Source organism: Pseudomonas akapageensis, assembly GCF_011355085.1.
GTDB classification, from domain to species: Bacteria; Pseudomonadota; Gammaproteobacteria; order Pseudomonadales; family Pseudomonadaceae; genus Aquipseudomonas; species Aquipseudomonas akapageensis.
On the sequence record NZ_VXCP01000004.1, the window covers coordinates 25,365 to 39,634 of the forward strand.

Annotated in this window: 17 protein-coding genes and 1 pseudogene; 5 read left to right on the plus strand and 13 right to left on the minus strand. The window is 59.5% G+C overall.

The genetic code is table 11. The features are described from left to right. Window positions 1-44: 44 nt before the first annotated feature. From F2S13_RS04615 to F2S13_RS04675, 13 genes and pseudogenes are all read right to left on the minus strand, one after another. Window positions 45-1,355 carry a phage major capsid protein gene (locus tag F2S13_RS04615; protein ID WP_166359291.1) on the minus strand — a complete coding sequence of 437 codons (1,311 nt, stop codon included), beginning with the start codon at window positions 1,353-1,355 and terminating at the stop codon, window positions 45-47. 62 nt (window positions 1,356-1,417) lie between these two features. Beyond that, window positions 1,418-2,362: a S49 family peptidase gene (locus F2S13_RS04620; RefSeq protein WP_166359292.1), complete on the minus strand. Its 945-nt coding sequence runs from the start codon at window positions 2,360-2,362 to the stop codon at window positions 1,418-1,420. Beyond that, on the minus strand, window positions 2,359-3,630 hold the full coding sequence (locus F2S13_RS04625) for a phage portal protein (RefSeq protein WP_166359293.1): 1,272 nt from the start codon (window positions 3,628-3,630) through the stop codon (window positions 2,359-2,361). The genes F2S13_RS04620 and F2S13_RS04625 overlap by 4 nt, the downstream gene beginning before the upstream one ends. A 2-nt stretch (window positions 3,631-3,632) precedes the next feature. Beyond that, on the minus strand, window positions 3,633-3,812 hold the full coding sequence (locus F2S13_RS04630) for a hypothetical protein (RefSeq protein ID WP_166359294.1): 180 nt from the start codon (window positions 3,810-3,812) through the stop codon (window positions 3,633-3,635). Continuing rightward, complete coding sequence (locus tag F2S13_RS04635) at window positions 3,809-5,629, minus strand: terminase large subunit (RefSeq protein ID WP_166359295.1); 1,821 nt, start codon at window positions 5,627-5,629, stop codon at window positions 3,809-3,811. Before F2S13_RS04635 ends, F2S13_RS04630 begins: the two co-directional genes overlap by 4 nt. Then, entirely contained in the window at window positions 5,592-6,122 is a 531-nt protein-coding gene (locus tag F2S13_RS04640) for a phage terminase small subunit P27 family (protein WP_166359296.1), read from the minus strand. Before F2S13_RS04640 ends, F2S13_RS04635 begins: the two co-directional genes overlap by 38 nt. Before the next feature lie 148 nt (window positions 6,123-6,270). Beyond that, entirely contained in the window at window positions 6,271-6,633 is a 363-nt protein-coding gene (locus F2S13_RS04645; RefSeq protein ID WP_166359297.1) for an HNH endonuclease, read from the minus strand. Then, window positions 6,623-6,973, minus strand: coding sequence for a phage holin family protein (locus tag F2S13_RS04650; protein ID WP_166359298.1), 351 nt, complete (start codon window positions 6,971-6,973; stop codon window positions 6,623-6,625). Before F2S13_RS04650 ends, F2S13_RS04645 begins: the two co-directional genes overlap by 11 nt. Before the next feature lie 236 nt (window positions 6,974-7,209). Further along, window positions 7,210-7,686, minus strand: a complete 477-nt coding sequence (locus tag F2S13_RS04655) for a hypothetical protein (RefSeq protein WP_166359299.1) — start codon at window positions 7,684-7,686, stop codon at window positions 7,210-7,212. A gap of 326 nt (window positions 7,687-8,012) precedes the next feature. Continuing rightward, window positions 8,013-9,641, minus strand: a pseudogene (locus F2S13_RS04660) (DUF5906 domain-containing protein); the annotation flags it as partial. Window positions 9,642-9,727: 86 nt separating this feature from the next. Continuing rightward, complete coding sequence (locus tag F2S13_RS04665; RefSeq protein ID WP_166359301.1) at window positions 9,728-10,762, minus strand: PriCT-2 domain-containing protein; 1,035 nt, start codon at window positions 10,760-10,762, stop codon at window positions 9,728-9,730. Then, window positions 10,759-10,962: a TraR/DksA C4-type zinc finger protein gene (locus F2S13_RS04670; RefSeq protein ID WP_166359302.1), complete on the minus strand. Its 204-nt coding sequence runs from the start codon at window positions 10,960-10,962 to the stop codon at window positions 10,759-10,761. The genes F2S13_RS04665 and F2S13_RS04670 overlap by 4 nt, the downstream gene beginning before the upstream one ends. Continuing rightward, complete coding sequence (locus tag F2S13_RS04675) at window positions 10,955-11,443, minus strand: phage regulatory CII family protein (protein WP_166359303.1); 489 nt, start codon at window positions 11,441-11,443, stop codon at window positions 10,955-10,957. Before F2S13_RS04675 ends, F2S13_RS04670 begins: the two co-directional genes overlap by 8 nt. 479 nt (window positions 11,444-11,922) lie before the next feature. On the opposite strand from F2S13_RS04675, the gene F2S13_RS04680 reads away from it, so the two are divergent. The 5 genes from F2S13_RS04680 to F2S13_RS04700 all read left to right on the plus strand — a co-directional run bounded on the left by F2S13_RS04680 (window position 11,923) and on the right by F2S13_RS04700 (window position 14,260). After that, a complete protein-coding gene (locus F2S13_RS04680) occupies window positions 11,923-12,663 on the plus strand; it encodes a LexA family transcriptional regulator (RefSeq protein ID WP_166359304.1) in 741 nt (246 codons plus the stop codon). 336 nt (window positions 12,664-12,999) lie between these two features. Next, the gene (locus F2S13_RS04685) at window positions 13,000-13,290 is read left to right on the plus strand and encodes a hypothetical protein (protein ID WP_246237760.1); all 291 of its coding nucleotides are present in this window, start codon (window positions 13,000-13,002) and stop codon (window positions 13,288-13,290) included. Between the two features lie 11 nt (window positions 13,291-13,301). After that, window positions 13,302-13,583 (plus strand): hypothetical protein, encoded by a 282-nt coding sequence (locus F2S13_RS04690; protein WP_166359305.1) that lies wholly within the window; start codon window positions 13,302-13,304, stop codon window positions 13,581-13,583. 36 nt (window positions 13,584-13,619) lie between these two features. Further along, window positions 13,620-13,859: a pyocin activator PrtN family protein gene (locus F2S13_RS04695; RefSeq protein WP_166359306.1), complete on the plus strand. Its 240-nt coding sequence runs from the start codon at window positions 13,620-13,622 to the stop codon at window positions 13,857-13,859. 50 nt (window positions 13,860-13,909) lie between these two features. Then, window positions 13,910-14,260, plus strand: a complete 351-nt coding sequence (locus F2S13_RS04700; RefSeq protein ID WP_166359365.1) for a hypothetical protein — start codon at window positions 13,910-13,912, stop codon at window positions 14,258-14,260. Window positions 14,261-14,270 lie beyond the last annotated feature (10 nt).

Consider the following 14,270-nt stretch of genomic DNA (forward strand, 5'->3'; position numbering starts at 1 on the left):
ACCTTTTCAAAATGGTTGGCCCTGCCAACAGCAGGGCCTGGGGTTTACATGCCGGCGCCCCACGTGATGCCGGTGCCCACCGAAATCGACTCAACGTGACGCGGACCGAAGTCATGCTTGCTGATCACTCGAATCAATGTCTGGTCGCGCTGGAACGCGCTGACAGTGTTTCCGGCACCATCTTTGTAGGACGCTTCAGTACTGATCGCGATGGCCAGGTTGGTGTCTTCACCGATGTAGCAATCGGCGAAGTTGACAAAGTAAATCTCGGACTCATTGCCACCCGCCCCCAGGTTGGTCGGGACCTGAGTGGTCAGTGCTACCGAGTATCCCTTCAGCAACCCCAGATCAATTTCCGGATAGGCCTTGTTGCCATTGCCGTCACGCAGCGATTGCAGCCAGCGCAAGGTGCGCGGCGCCATGATCCAGCCACAGCCAGCGAGGTCCACATTCGCTGTCTCCAGGCGAAGCATCATGCTGCCCAGATAAAGATCAACGATGGCTAGAGTTGCACCAGCCGGCGCGCCCAGCACGTTCCCGGCAGGCGCCCAGTAACGCAGCCCTTTGGGCAGCGAACCGGTACCCGGGCCACGGATAAAGTGCAGGTCTTCAGAGAGTCCCATGCTTACCGCCAAGTCGCTGCTGACCTGAGCATCGATGCGCGGATTGACACCGGTATAGGCCAGCAGATCGTTGGAAATTGGAACAATTGCAGCCGCCTTCTTTGCAGAAAGCTTGAGGTCACCGAACTGCATTTCGGTGATGGAGATATCTTCCTCGGTACCCAAGTATGTGACCTGGGTGTTGCCGAGTACTCGCGGCATGGTCAGGTTGCCGTTATTCAGTGGCAGACTGACTGCGCCCATCTTCCGAACCACCGACTTCGGACGCAGGGACTCGATGACGCTGGTACTGAAGTTTTCAGGCACCAGCACGCCACCCGCGCCTGGGGTGACGGTGGACAGGGCCATATGCACATCCACACCATAACCGCCGGCCTTTGCCATCTCAGCAGCCTGGTGCTGATTGCCTTGCGCCTGCACCAACAAACGCACCATCTGCGCCATCGCCACACCTGGCTTGGTCGGCTCGCTGTGGGTGGTGATACGTGTCGGCGGGCTGTTGTTGCCCTGAGCAGACTCATTCACCGGCACGGCAGAGGCTGCGGCCAAACGCTCAGCCGCTTCAGCACGGCCGATTTTTTCGGTCAGGGTGTTGATCTGGGTTTCCAGCTGGGTGAACTGGGCCAATTGTTCGGCGCTCAGGTTGCCGCCACCCGCCTCGATCTGGGCCAATGCCTGGACCTGAGCCACGAGCTGAGCGCGTTCGCTACGCATTTGAAGTACAAGGGACATGGTGCCTCCTGGGCATAAAAAAACCCGCACAGGGCGGGCTTCGACGACTGCCGCGAACGCGGTCAGATCATGGATTGGATATTGAGCGCCTTGGCTCGAACACTGATGCGCCCGGTTTGACGGTTGGCCCGATTCATTGCTACGGCATGGGACAGGTCATCAACCGCCTGCTGGGGGCTTTGCAGGCGATCCGCCAGACCGGCGGCAATTCCGGCCTGGCCTCGATACAAACCGGCCTCGGTTGCCATCACCTGCTGTACGGACAGCCCGCGGTATTTGGCCACGGCATTGACGAACAGCTGGTAGCTCTCCTGCACGACTTCGTTGAGGTACTTCATGGACTGCTCACTGATAGGCTCGTGCGGGCTGAGGTCGTTCTTGTGCGCCCCGGCATATACCGTGGTGACCTTGACCCCCATGCCCTCTTCCATCTTGGAGCGGTCCATGTGGCTGGCAATCACACCGATGGATCCAACACCGCTGGTCTGGCTCACCACCAACTCGCTGCAGGCCGAGCCGAGCAAATATCCGCCGCTGTATGCCATGAAGTTGACGATGCCGGTGATCGGCTTTTGCTGGGCCATGGCGCGGATGTCAGCCGCCAGCTCGAATGCACCCACGGCCGAACCCCCTGGGCTGTCGATATCGAGCACCACCCGCTCGACCATCGGATCCGCCACCGCATTGCGTAACTGGGCGCGCAGGCTTTCATAGCTGGTCATGGTTTCGCACAGACCGATATGACTGCCGCGGCTAACCAGCACCCCGCTGACCGGGATAACCTCGATGCCGGTGGAAGCGATCGCCGTACGGCGCTGCTCTTCGCGCTGGGCGACGTAGTCCGTGCCATCGTCCGCCCACAACTTGGCATTGCCTGGCGCACCGATGTTGACGATGTTCAGGCTCATTGCCTGGTTGGCCCAGCGCACACCGAGGTCGAGCATGTCAGGCGTGACCAGCAGCGGCTGATTGAACAGCAGGCTGGAGGCTCGCAGATAGTTCTTCATTGACTGAGGATCCTCGTGATTTCTTCTTGCTGGAATTCCAACTGCGCCCGCACCGCGGGGTTGTTGGCATCGGGCAGGCCTTTGCTGGTGTCGGCCATGTTCAATGGCTGCAGGTAAATTTCACCGTTCTTGATCGGCGGCATGTTCTCCAGGCGCCGGACATCATTGATCGACAACCACCCCCACTGCCGGCCGATCGCGTAGGCCTCGTAGCGGCTTTTCTGATCGCCGCGCAGCAATCCCGACAGGTTGAACTCAATGAAGTAGTTCTTCCGATCCGCCGGCAACAGGAAGTCACGCATCATGGATTGCTCATGGCGCTTGACCCAGGGCAACAGCGCGAACACCACGAACTGGATCAGCAGCTGCTCCAGCGTGTTGTAGTTCGATTTCTCCAGGTCGTTCACCATTGGCAGCGGGATCTTGTAGATCCGCGCCACGTCGGTGCCCGTGTGCTTGAGAATGCCCAGGATTTCGGCATCGACGTTGTTCATCGACACCGGCTTGAACGTCATCCCCTCCTGCAGCAGCGCGACCTTCTTGGCGTTGTCCATGCCGCCGAACTTCTGGCCCCACTGATCGACGATGTTGTCGATGCTGGCCTTGTCCTTGATGGCCGGGGCTTCGCGTGGCCGCTCGATCACCCCGGAGACACTGACACCGTTGGCAAAGCTCTTGCCGGTGTATTGACGTACCGCCTGGGCCAGGCCGATGGATTCGGCATGCAGCTCGATCGGCGACTGCCCCACGTAATAGCAGGTACCAAACCAGCGCACATGGTGAACCATGCGCATGGGCAGGGCTTCGCCGGTGCCGATGCGGTAATACGGCAGCATGTCGGCGCCCTTGAGCACCTGGACCCTGTCGTTGTGCAACGGCCAAAGCGCGGTGACGTTGCCGTCGTCGCGCCGCTCAATGAAGCTGAATCCGTTGCCACGCAACCCGACCGCGCCCTGTAAGCCCTCGCGGTATTCGTACGGCGTCTGAAATCCGTTGGGCTGATAGCGCAATACGTCATACAACGGGTGATTGATGGCGGACTCGCGCTGTCCCTTTTCCTGCCGCTGGTACAACTCCAGCGGCAGCTGGGCCACGCTCTCTGCCAGCAAGGTAATGCAGTTCTGCAGAATGGGTAGGGCCAACGCTGACTCGGGCGTAACGCTCACGCCTGAACTGTTACGCCCACCGCCGAGCAAGCCACGCCAGAAACCACCGCCCGTGTCGGTGAGAGTGCTTTGGCCGGCGCCGCGCACGTTTGAAAAGAACATGCTCAGCCCCCTTTGGCGTTGGCTTGCAATGCTGCAGCAGCACGGTCGACCAGCCAGGACCAGCCGAGCAAGCCGACGCCCGCCACCATACAGGCAGCGGGAACGTGAACCAGGGCCACACCTGCGATCAGCAGACCGAACCCCAGCCCTCCCGCGACCCAGGACAGGATCATCAATTTCATATGCCGACCCCTTCGTCGTAGATTGATTTGCCACTGATCCCAGCGGACTTGCCGCTGATACCCGTGGCCATGATGGCGGCAACTATGCCGTCGATACGACCGGTAGCCTTGGCCTTGTCGGCCTTCCTGTTGTTGGCCGGGTCGGCCACGATCACGGCATTGCCTGCGCACCAGGTCATCACCGGGTTGCCGTCGTGGCGTAGCGTTTCGACTTCGGCTGCCTCCGGCTCCAACACTTCGTACTCGGACGGATCAAGGTCGATGACTGCCTGCTCCGGCACCAGACCCAACAACCGCCGCTCGAACTCATCAACAGCCGGGCCCATATCCTTGAAGCCCTGACCGAAGCCGACCATCTCCGGCAGCGTGATGTCGTGCTCGCTCATCAACTGCAGCAAGTCCTCGATGCGCCAACGGTCATAAGCGATACGAGTGACATCGAAGTAGCCGCAGATGGCCTGCAAGCGCCGCAGTACATGCAGCTTGCTGATTGCCCGGCCGGGCGTGGTTTCCAGCTCTTTGGCCTTGATCCACAACCCGTACGGCACCTTGTCGCGCTTCTCGCGCTCCTCCAGGTCGTGGTCGGGAATCCAGAAATACGGCAACAACCGCCAGTGCGGGTCGTGCGGTACCGGCCAGAACAGCAACACAAAGGCGGTGAGGTCGGTCGTGCTCGCCAGGTCCAAGCCTGCGACACAGGGGCGATCACGCAGCAGGCGCATCGGCACCCGCTCGGACGCCTGGCTCCAGACCTCCCACGAAATCCATGGCGATTCCGCCTGGGTCCACATGCAGAAGTTGAGACGTTTAACCACCGACTCCAGCGCCGGCAACCCCCGCGCTGACTGCACTTGCTCGCGCAAGTACTTGCGGCCTGGGATGCCGTCGTTCTGCCCCTCGGCAATGAAGTCCAGTGAGGGATTCACCTTGGGCCAGCACGATTCATCCTTGAAGGGATCGTCTCCCTCGTCGAGCGAGCAGATGAACGCGAAGAAGCTGTCGTCTTGCTCCTGGCCTGCACAGATGCGTACGCCCTGTTCGTGATACTGACCACAGACCGTTTTCTTGTCCGAACCGCTGTTGGTGATCATCACCACCATCGCCTTGCGCCGGTTTTTGGTACCGGCCCGCATCATGTTTACGGTGGTGGCAGTCTTGTGTTCGTGCAGCTCGTCCAGCAAACCGATGTGTGGCCGTGGGCCGGACTGGCCTTCGTCCGCACTGATCGGCCGAAAAAACGACCGGGTGTTGGGGTAATAAAGGTTCCACACTTTTTCATCCCGCCCCGATTGCAGCAGGCGCTTGGTCAACGATGGCGACATGTCGACCATCGACACGGCATCGCGGAACAGGATCATTGCCTGGTCACGCTTGGTCGCGGCGGCGTAAATTTCAGCGCGCTGCTCGCCATCGGCGACCAGGCCATACAAACCGATGCCGGCTACCAGTGGACTCTTGCCCGAGCCCTTGCCGGTCTCAATGTAGGACAGGCGAAAGCGTCGGTAGCCGTCCTGGGTGATCCAGCCGAACAGGCTGCCCACCACAAATGCTTGCCAGGGTGCGAGGAAGAATGGCTTCCCCTCATAGTCGCCGCCGTTGAGGCACAACACATCTTCGAAGAAGCCGATGGCCCGGTCGGCTAGGTCCTGCACCCAGATCAAGCCACGCTCGTGCCCGTGTAACCGATCCAGCAAGTGACGCTTGCAGGCGCCGCGAACATCCGGCCCGGCGACGATTTCACCCGACAGTACGGCGATGGCAAAGCCGCTGACCCGATCGTCAGCTGAAGTACTTGTTTGCGGCGTCTCGTTGTTCATTGGGGAACAGCTCTCCCTGTGGTGCTGCCGTCTTCAAATTGCGGCGCGCCATGGGAGAGAAACCGAACTGAGCACCAGCGCTGTTCGCCCGTTTTTCTGCATCGTTGGCCAGCTGCCGCCAGACGGAAATCTGCTTGGCACCGGTGGCAAAGGTTTGAACATCACCGGCGTCTGAACTGTCGGCCTTGGCGTTGAGTTCAGCGATCCGCCGGCGAAAGCGCTGCCAGTCGGCAACGGCCTCGCAGTAGGTCGCCAGAATCATCCCGTCCAGGGTGCTGACCAAGCCGAGCATCATCAGGTCCGGGAGCACACGCTCCCACTCAGCGACAGCCTCATCGCTGAGGCACGTTGGCATCGCTGGGGCAGCAATCGGGACGCCGGAGTCCTTCACTTCTTCCATCAGCTCGCCAAAGCTTTGTTTGCCGCGGTTGCCGTTGAGCAACTTGAGCACAGCCGGCTGACTGGGCCGGCCTGAATTGGCATTTCCAGCCATGGCCACACCTCCAACACATCAAAAATGAACCCCGGACCGTCGAACCCCCCCTCCCTCATTTTTCACGGCGTTGCGAACAAAGGGGGGCATGCGGTCTAGGAGAAAAAAGCGGAGAAGTTTTTCACCCCCCCTACCCCTGCCGGCGTGCTCAGGGGCGGTTCCAGTGGTGGTTCGGATCGAGGGGCAACCCGTCGGCCGTGCAGCCGATGACACGCCCGCTCTTCTCCATCCGCTGCTTGGTCGAGTCGTGGCAGAACTTGCACAGCGACTGCCAGTTGTTGGGATCCCAGAACAGCTTCCACGCGGCCTTGATGCGTGCAGCGTCGCCACTGTCTTTCGCATCCTTGAGCTTGGGCGCCGTCTTATGGTCGACGATGATCGCCGCCACTGGGCGTTGATCGGTCGAGCACATGCTGCAGAAGGGGAAGAGTCGCAGGTGTGCGGCTCGCGATTGCTGCCAGCGGAAACCATAACCCCGCGCAGCACTACTGCCACGCCGATCACTGTTCATGCTGACTGCCCGATGGCACTTCGCTGAGCCCGGCCTTCTTCGCCAGCCAACGAGCGTACAACCCACTAGCTACATCGGCGCCGAGGCAGGCCACGACGCTGCCGATCGCAGCTGCTGTCATCAGGCTGCAGCCCAGGGCGGTGGCGAGCATCACCGTCGCCAACCCAAATACCGCCGAAGCGCCGAAGCGCAGCAACACACGCTTGATCAATACCGCGATCGCCATCCCGGCCGCATCCGCTCGCCACATCTCGCCGGTCAATCCCGCAAGGGCCACCAGAATCAGCAGCCAATGAGGAAGATCGGCCAGCGACTGCTGCACCTCCTGTTCGGTCGACATGCGTTGCCTCCTGGGCGCCGGAATAAAAAAGCCCGAGAGCCTCGGGCAAATGTGTCGGCCCACACCAGGGCCAGCAGCAAGAATGAAAAACCCCGCCGAAGCGGGGTTGGGTGACCGGCGAAGGGGAGCCGGTTGTTGCATGCACAGCACGTGCTCGGGTAGCGCCAAGGCGCAAATTTCATATCGTGGTGACTTTTTACCCCCTACCGGAAAAACCGAAAAGAGGCCATTTTCGGTCATTCGCTTCGACGCGACATTGACGCAACTTTGACGCAACTTTGAGGCAAAGTGCCCCGACGAACGGTATAGCCACGAACGGTGCCCATGCGCGCCATCAAGATCACCATCACTTGCTGGTGCAGTGCCTGCACCCAATTGCGATAGGTGCGGTCAGCCCCTTCGGCCAAGCCAATTTCTCGCATCTGTTCACGCACCGGCACGCTGTGGCGATAGCGGAGTCTGGCCAGCAGCGCTAGTTTCTGCCCGCGCTCGTCACGGCGCTCTAACTCAGCAATGGCTGCATCAATCTCTGCCGCAGCGTAATCCATCCCAGTACCGCCTCCCAGTAGAGGACGAGTGCCAGGAGTTCCACGCGGTGCGCTGCCCTTCCAGTCCATGATGGCGCCCATTTGGCTGCCCAGGCTGGCCTCATGGCCGAGTCGGGCCTGCTGCTCGCCCCAATGCCGCATCAAGCTCTCGATATCGTCGATCATCCCCATCCCTCCCCGCTTAAATCGCACCTGACACATAAAAGCCCAAACCCAACACACACCTGACACACCTAAAATCCTTTAAAAACAATCATCTATCTCTATCTGTGTTAGGTGTGTCAGGTGTGTTGGGTTTTCTCTTACGCATAGAAAAATGAAAAGTTGCAGCAATCAGCGTGAAGAACCGCACGCATACGCCTGCGCACGCACTAAACCTGACACACCTGACACACAGGCCCGCAGAGCCCAGGATTCAGCGGCCTGCGCCTGTGTCAGGTCGAGAAAACCAACCCGCAACAGCGAAAACACACCTGACACACTGAAGGTCGTCATGCGGCCGCACTCCCCTTGTCGGCGAATTTCACGTGCTCCCAGCTATCAACGCTCCAGCCAGCGCTTTTGGCTTGGGCCCTCCACGTGGCCACAGCTTTTCCGAGCGCCGCTGCGCTCAGGGATGGGGGCGGGGAAGGTGCTGGATCGATACTCGACCAGGGAAAGAAGAACGTCCCGAACGCACGCCGGGCCCCTTCCATCCAGGGCACGCGCTGCTGCTTGTCCACCTCGGTCGAGATGAACCCGCTGAACTTCGTGTGGCTGAGCGTGTGTTCCTTGTTGCGCTGGCACCACTCCAGGAACAAGGCATACAGATCACTGCTCACGCAGACCGTGAACGGTGCCCCGAGCACGCCAAGGCGCCATTCGCGTAAGAACGTTTGCCAGCTGGCCATACTTAGGTCGACAAGTCGTTGACGGGCCTCGGTGCTCGGTGGCCGTGTACGCTCATCGAAGTCACCGGTGTCATAGCTCAGTAGGTAGTCGTAGAACGCCGCGATACCGCCTTCGGCGAGTTCACTCTTCACTTCCTTCTGTGCTTCTGTGCCCAGCGTTTCTCGAGGCCACATCACCAACATGCGCCGGTCGTTGTCACTGATCGGCCAAGGCATGATTTCATTGGAGAGGAACACCGCGTTCATGTGGTTGGCCTCTTCCCAGCCGTTCACGAACTTCGACTCCATGCGCACCGTCTTGCCGGTGATCATGTGCTTGATCTTGCCGACCTGGTTGTAACGCTGGTCACGGCTGACAACTTCTTCGAACACGCCATACAGCTTGTTCGACTGCCACACGGTCCAGTTCGTCTCCAGCTGGGCCTGGCCGACGGTGGCGGAGTACTCGCCATAGATCGCGCCCATGATGTCGCTGAACAGCAGACTCTTGCCGCTGCCCTCCATCGTCGAGTGGAACAACACGGCGGTATCCATCTTGGCCCCGACGTTCTGCAGCGGATAGGCCAGCCATTTGGTCAACCAGTCCGCCGCGGCTTTGTCGTTGTTGCACAGGAACATGATCAGCGATTGCAGCGTCCTGCACTTACCGCGATCAGGATCGGGCACCATCGGCAGCCCTTCGAAGGTGTTGATATATACCTCGGGGTCCTTCGTCATGCGCGGGTCGAACACGATATGTTCCATGTCCACTGTGCGACGCTCCGGGCTGTTCAGCCACAAACCGTACGCATCGCCCATCGCCATCTTCAGCGCCCCCTCGGGCACACGCCGGCGTCGCTGGATGTCCCAGCAATCCTTCGTGCCATCGATGTAGATGTAGCGATCCGTCGGGCTCATGCCTTCGGTGCTTACCTGCTTGAACTTCGCTTCCGCCTTCGCCTTGCTGGCCTGGCGCTCGGCCATGTCATCCGCAATGACCTTCTTATTGGTCGAGTCAAACCAGTCCTTGGCCAGCGGCTTGGTCACCAGCAGTTCGAAAGCAGCCTTCTTGATGATGACGCGCCGGAACATATCGAACACGGCCGACTTGCCCTCAACCAGGGCAAACCGTTGAAAGATTCGTTCCGCCGTCCAGCCACTCCCCCCGCCCCCCTCTGGAGCCGGAGCCGCGCCAGTTTCGGCGGGCGCCTCCACGGATGGGGTATGGGGAAGGTCAGCATATGATTCCGGTACCGCCGATTGCGCCGCAGTCTCCAGCTGGCCTCGCACCACATCGAGACCTTGCTCGATGTGCAAATCATTCCAATCCCTGGACATCAAGCAGCCTCCCCAAAGTTCGGAAACACAGCGTTGCCACCAACTTCGAGTGCGGCAGCTTCAGCCTTGGTGCGCCCCGGGTTACCAGGTGCATCCGGGTCATCGTCACCTGCCACAACAATGGGCACGCCCGGATAGGCTGCACGCATGGTACTCGCCACCTTCACCAGGTTGCCCGAGTCGACGGCCATCGCCACCGGCCACCCCGTGGCCATATGTACGCTGGCTGCCGTCGCATACCCTTCGGCGGTCCCGACCACAATCGGGTCAGCAGCCGGGCCGAGCACATGAAAGCACCCCGACTTGCGGCCGTATTTCGGAAACAGCTTGGTGCCCTGCCCATTGATGGCCTGCAGGCTCCAGAGCTTGCCGTCGGCATCCACCAGAGGCACTGCAATCGAGCCCGGCCTGAACACCAGAAAGCTCAGCGAGGACGGCCGCGGCTTGGGCAGGCTGTTGAAGAACTGCATCGAATCGCTGCCGGACCACACCTGGCAACGCTTGTTGGCGTCGTCGATCGAGAGAATGACTGTGGACTTGAAGAACCCAACACCAAAGGCCCCGACCTGCTTGCGCTGCAGGTAGGCGCTCAGGCCTTCTGGCTGGCAGTGCTCGGTCCAGACCTTGAGGCAGGCGTCGGCAACCAGGAGGCGCATCTGCTCGAGCAGGGCTTCATCAGCTTCAACTTCGGCCTGGCGTTGTGCACGCCTGGCCTCCTGTTCGGCAGCAAAGCGCTTCTTGTCTTCCGGTGTCATCTCAGTCTTGTCAGGCTGCCAGCCTGCGTCCGAAGCCAGTCTGATAACGGTACCGATGCCGGTACCGGACTTCTTGAACGACTTCCAGACCGACAATGCGGCCTTGCCGTCGTAGCCCTTCCCGCTTTGACTCCAGATGTTCCAGGGTCCGTAGCCATCGGCACCGAACTCGGCTTTGATGCCCATGCCGACCTCGATCCAGGTATCACGCTGGTCGGCAGAGATGTAACGCAGAAGATTGGGAAGGTCAGCAAGTTGCAGAGGGATGTGATCGGTCATCTGCGCCGCTCCCGCAGCTCCTGACAGCTCACGCAGGTCTGGCAACCCAGGACCTTCTGCTGACGAAGCAACGGGATAGGTTCGTCGCAATCCGTGCAGAATTCAGCGCTGGACGCCGCGGCCAATGGCCGATGGCGCCCCAGGGCAACTTCCAGTAAGTACTCGGCCTGCTCATTGGCCAGGTCAGCAATGTCAGCCATGGTCGCGGCCCTCCATCGCTTCCCGGGCGCCGGCCATGATGCCAAGCACGGCGCGGATAACATCGACGCCGTGCTTGTCCAGCGTGGCGACCTCATGCGGCTCCCAGATGCTGTCAGCAGCCCCGGCGTGCATGCTCGAAACAAATTCGCCTGTTTCGGCAAGCAACTTGCCCACTGCTTTCAGTGCCTCTTTCGTCGCCGGTACCGGCTCTGGCTTGTACCAAACCACACCTGCAGGACGCATCAATGCATCCAGCAGCAACGGATTGGCAGTAAGCCGAATAACCTCTTCAAGCTCATCAGGCGACAGCCAACGACGCTCTTCATCAAGCTTCAGCTTCTTCTGAAGAGCGTCGTTGTCCATGACCATGTCGTAAGCAAGGGTGGTAATACCGCCCTTGTAGTCACGCCCTGCGCGATAGAGCGCCTGGCGTAGAGAAAGGACCGGACCAGCATCCGGTAATAGATCTGTTCGACTCATAACCGTAAAACCCCCGTTTACGGTGTAGCCATTGGATCGAGCACGCCCTATCCTACGACTACGACCGATGTACATGTGCTGTGTATCGTCGTAGCTGGGCTGGGGGATCTTTGGTGAGAGGCCCCAGCCCGGCATCCTTAAACTGCTTTGGGCCCGCGTAGATATGCCCAGTCGATATCAGGACGAAGCTACTCGCATATGACTGCGCCCTTTGACTCTCTCTCGATGCTTACTGCCAACGCCGCACTGGCCCGTCGGTTGTTATAGGCAACCTGTTTCAACTGCCCTGCCGAGGTGCTACAGCGCCTAGCAAATTCCTCGAGAGCAGCCTTATCCAGAGCCTTCAAATATTCGTGCAATGTCATATGCACCTCCTTCTGGATCAGAAGATTAGCAATTGCTAATGATTGCAGCAATAGCAAACTGTAATTTACTGAATGCTAACGGAAGGCGATCATTCGTAAATGGATATAAAGAACATGCGAATCGACGCCTTGCGGGCCTTGATGGGTGGAAAAACCCAGAAAGAGTTTGCAGATCTACACAACCTGGATGCCTCGTACCTGTCCCAACTCCTCAATGGGCACCGGTCTTTGGGCGAGAAGGCTGCGGCCAATCTCGAACAAAAAATCGGTCTCTCCCCGGGAACACTCGTCTCACCATCCTTGGGACCCGATGCAAGAAGGTCGCCCGCACAGAACGAAACGCCAAACCGAGACGCAAGGCCTATCGAAGCCAATGCGGAATATCTGGGGCCTATCTCGGTTTGGGATGACGATACCCCGCTGGATGACGATGAGGTTTATGTGCCGTTCCTTAAGGAAGTGGAATTGTCTGCAGGCCAAGGCCGGACTGCGGTCCAGCAATCGCATAAGCAAAAATTGCGCTTTGGGAAGATGACTCTCCGCCGGCAAAACGTTCAGCCAAGCGAAGCAGTTTGCGTCACAGTCAGCGGGAACAGCATGGAGCCCGTGCTGCCCAATGGGAGCACCGTCGGCGTTGATCAAGCTTCAACATCGGTCATCGACGGGAAGATGTATGCGATAAACCACGATGGCCACTTGCGCATAAAAACCCTATACCGCTTACCTGGCGGTGGCATCCGAATGCGGAGCTTCAATCGAGACGAGCATCCCGATGAAGAGTACTCAGTGTCTGAGATGGCCTCGAAGGAGATAACCATAATCGGAAAGGTCTTTTGGTACTCAGTCCTCCTTTAGCCAGCCCCAGCAACAAAAGCCCGCGCAGATCGCGGGTTTTTTTTCATCTGCAGCAAATTAATTTAGCAATTGCTATTGCCAAATTATTTAGCTATTGCTAATTTTCGCCTCGTACCCCTCTCACCAAAGAGTACGAGCCATGAATTCAACACAGCACACCACTCGTTGCCCGGTGTACCTACACCCCGCAGCTTGCAGCAGCCCAGCAGCGGTCGCAGCCATCCAGCAGCGCACTGGCCTGCTAGTCATCACCAACCTCAATAGCCGCGCACTGGCCGTAAATCCAACCCGCGTCGCTCATGCTGAAGACGTCGGTCCGTTCGGGGGTGACGCGGCATGAGCGGCTATATCGTCCCTTTCGCTAAACAAGAACTTCTCCACCACATGCTGCAGGTAGGCGGCTCGGCCGTGTGCGAACTGCATCGCCCAGAACAAACGATCCAAGCGACCTTTGACGTTGAGCTCACCGATGAAACCGCGGTGGTCAGCGCCGAACTCGGCAGCCATACCGGACAACTCACCCTGCGCCGCAAGGATCGAGCGAACCATCTGCACCTACGCGATTTTCTACAAGACATCGCAAACGGTCGGCTGGAAAGCGGAAGTCTTGCACCGGCACAAGCCTGAAGGACCGCGTCATGAACCGAACCCTGGACGCAACGGCTGCCCTGCTCGGCCTTAAGCCACGGACCTTTCGCAACAAGCTGCGCGAGCTCGGCATTCTCAACCAGGCTGGCGAACTGGCCAGCAAACACCGTGATCAAGGCTATCTGTTCGTCGAGCCCCGCAGCCGCTGGAACGCCAACATCAACACCTATAGCCACTACGCCGTGGTCATGGTGAAGGAAAGCGGTGTTGCCTGGCTCGCCAAGCAACTCGGCATCACTGTGACGACACACAACAAGGACGCCGCAGCATGAAGCTGCTGCCCCACCCGTGGGGCGCGGGGAGAGCACATGAGCAACACCCTTGACCAACTACGCCGCCAGTTTGCTACCCCCTGCCCGACCCTGACGGCTGTGCGTGAGCAGTACTTCCCGCACATCCGCACGGATCGGTATTTGCAGAACGAGATCAGGGCAGGACGCATTCCACTCAAGCTCACCAAGTTGCACGGCTCAGCCAGGGCAAAGCCCGTGGTCTACCTGCACGACCTAGCGGCCTATCTGGACGCCCAAGCCCAACAAGCCGCATGAACACGGCGGCCCCGGCCAACCAGGGGCAACAACTCAAAGAGGCACAGCACATGAAACCCACCGATACCGCTGAATTCATCAGCGAACTAAACGCCGGCGTCTTCGCCAACCAGATCGGCTATGCACTTTCCGAAGTCGCCGCTGGCGTCGTCGACAACGGCAAAGCAGGCACCGTCACCCTGACCTTCAACCTGAAACAGATCGCCGACAGCCACCAGGTCACCGTCAACCACAAGCTCGCTTACAAGGTGCCAACAAAGCGCGGCAGTCGCAGCGAAGACACAACCCTCGACACCCCGATGTACGTGGGCGAAGGCGGACGTCTAACCCTTTTCCCTGAAACGCCAGCGGCAGACCAGTTGTTCGATCGCAAAGCCGCCCCCGTACACGCGAAATCGTAAACCACCGATT

Excerpts from the sequence above, each read along its gene's own strand:
- F2S13_RS04615 (WP_166359291.1), bottom strand. The coding sequence starts at position 1,355 with ATGTCCCTTGTACTTCAAATGCGTAGCGAACGCGCTCAGCTCGTGGCT.
- F2S13_RS04620 (WP_166359292.1), bottom strand. The coding sequence starts at position 2,362 with ATGAAGAACTATCTGCGAGCCTCCAGCCTGCTGTTCAATCAGCCGCTG.
- F2S13_RS04635 (WP_166359295.1), bottom strand. The coding sequence starts at position 5,629 with ATGAACAACGAGACGCCGCAAACAAGTACTTCAGCTGACGATCGGGTC.
- F2S13_RS04680 (WP_166359304.1), top strand. The coding sequence starts at position 11,923 with ATGCGAATCGACGCCTTGCGGGCCTTGATGGGTGGAAAAACCCAGAAA.
- F2S13_RS04665 (WP_166359301.1), bottom strand. The coding sequence starts at position 10,762 with ATGACCGATCACATCCCTCTGCAACTTGCTGACCTTCCCAATCTTCTG.
- F2S13_RS04630 (WP_166359294.1), bottom strand. The coding sequence starts at position 3,812 with ATGAAATTGATGATCCTGTCCTGGGTCGCGGGAGGGCTGGGGTTCGGT.
- F2S13_RS04670 (WP_166359302.1), bottom strand. The coding sequence starts at position 10,962 with ATGGCTGACATTGCTGACCTGGCCAATGAGCAGGCCGAGTACTTACTG.
- F2S13_RS04645 (WP_166359297.1), bottom strand. The coding sequence starts at position 6,633 with ATGAACAGTGATCGGCGTGGCAGTAGTGCTGCGCGGGGTTATGGTTTC.
- F2S13_RS04625 (WP_166359293.1), bottom strand. The coding sequence starts at position 3,630 with ATGTTCTTTTCAAACGTGCGCGGCGCCGGCCAAAGCACTCTCACCGAC.
- F2S13_RS04690 (WP_166359305.1), top strand. The coding sequence starts at position 13,302 with ATGAACCGAACCCTGGACGCAACGGCTGCCCTGCTCGGCCTTAAGCCA.
- F2S13_RS04695 (WP_166359306.1), top strand. The coding sequence starts at position 13,620 with ATGAGCAACACCCTTGACCAACTACGCCGCCAGTTTGCTACCCCCTGC.
- F2S13_RS04640 (WP_166359296.1), bottom strand. The coding sequence starts at position 6,122 with ATGGCTGGAAATGCCAATTCAGGCCGGCCCAGTCAGCCGGCTGTGCTC.
- F2S13_RS04700 (WP_166359365.1), top strand. The coding sequence starts at position 13,910 with ATGAAACCCACCGATACCGCTGAATTCATCAGCGAACTAAACGCCGGC.
- F2S13_RS04650 (WP_166359298.1), bottom strand. The coding sequence starts at position 6,973 with ATGTCGACCGAACAGGAGGTGCAGCAGTCGCTGGCCGATCTTCCTCAT.
- F2S13_RS04685 (WP_246237760.1), top strand. The coding sequence starts at position 13,000 with ATGAGCGGCTATATCGTCCCTTTCGCTAAACAAGAACTTCTCCACCAC.
- F2S13_RS04655 (WP_166359299.1), bottom strand. The coding sequence starts at position 7,686 with ATGATCGACGATATCGAGAGCTTGATGCGGCATTGGGGCGAGCAGCAG.
- F2S13_RS04675 (WP_166359303.1), bottom strand. The coding sequence starts at position 11,443 with ATGAGTCGAACAGATCTATTACCGGATGCTGGTCCGGTCCTTTCTCTA.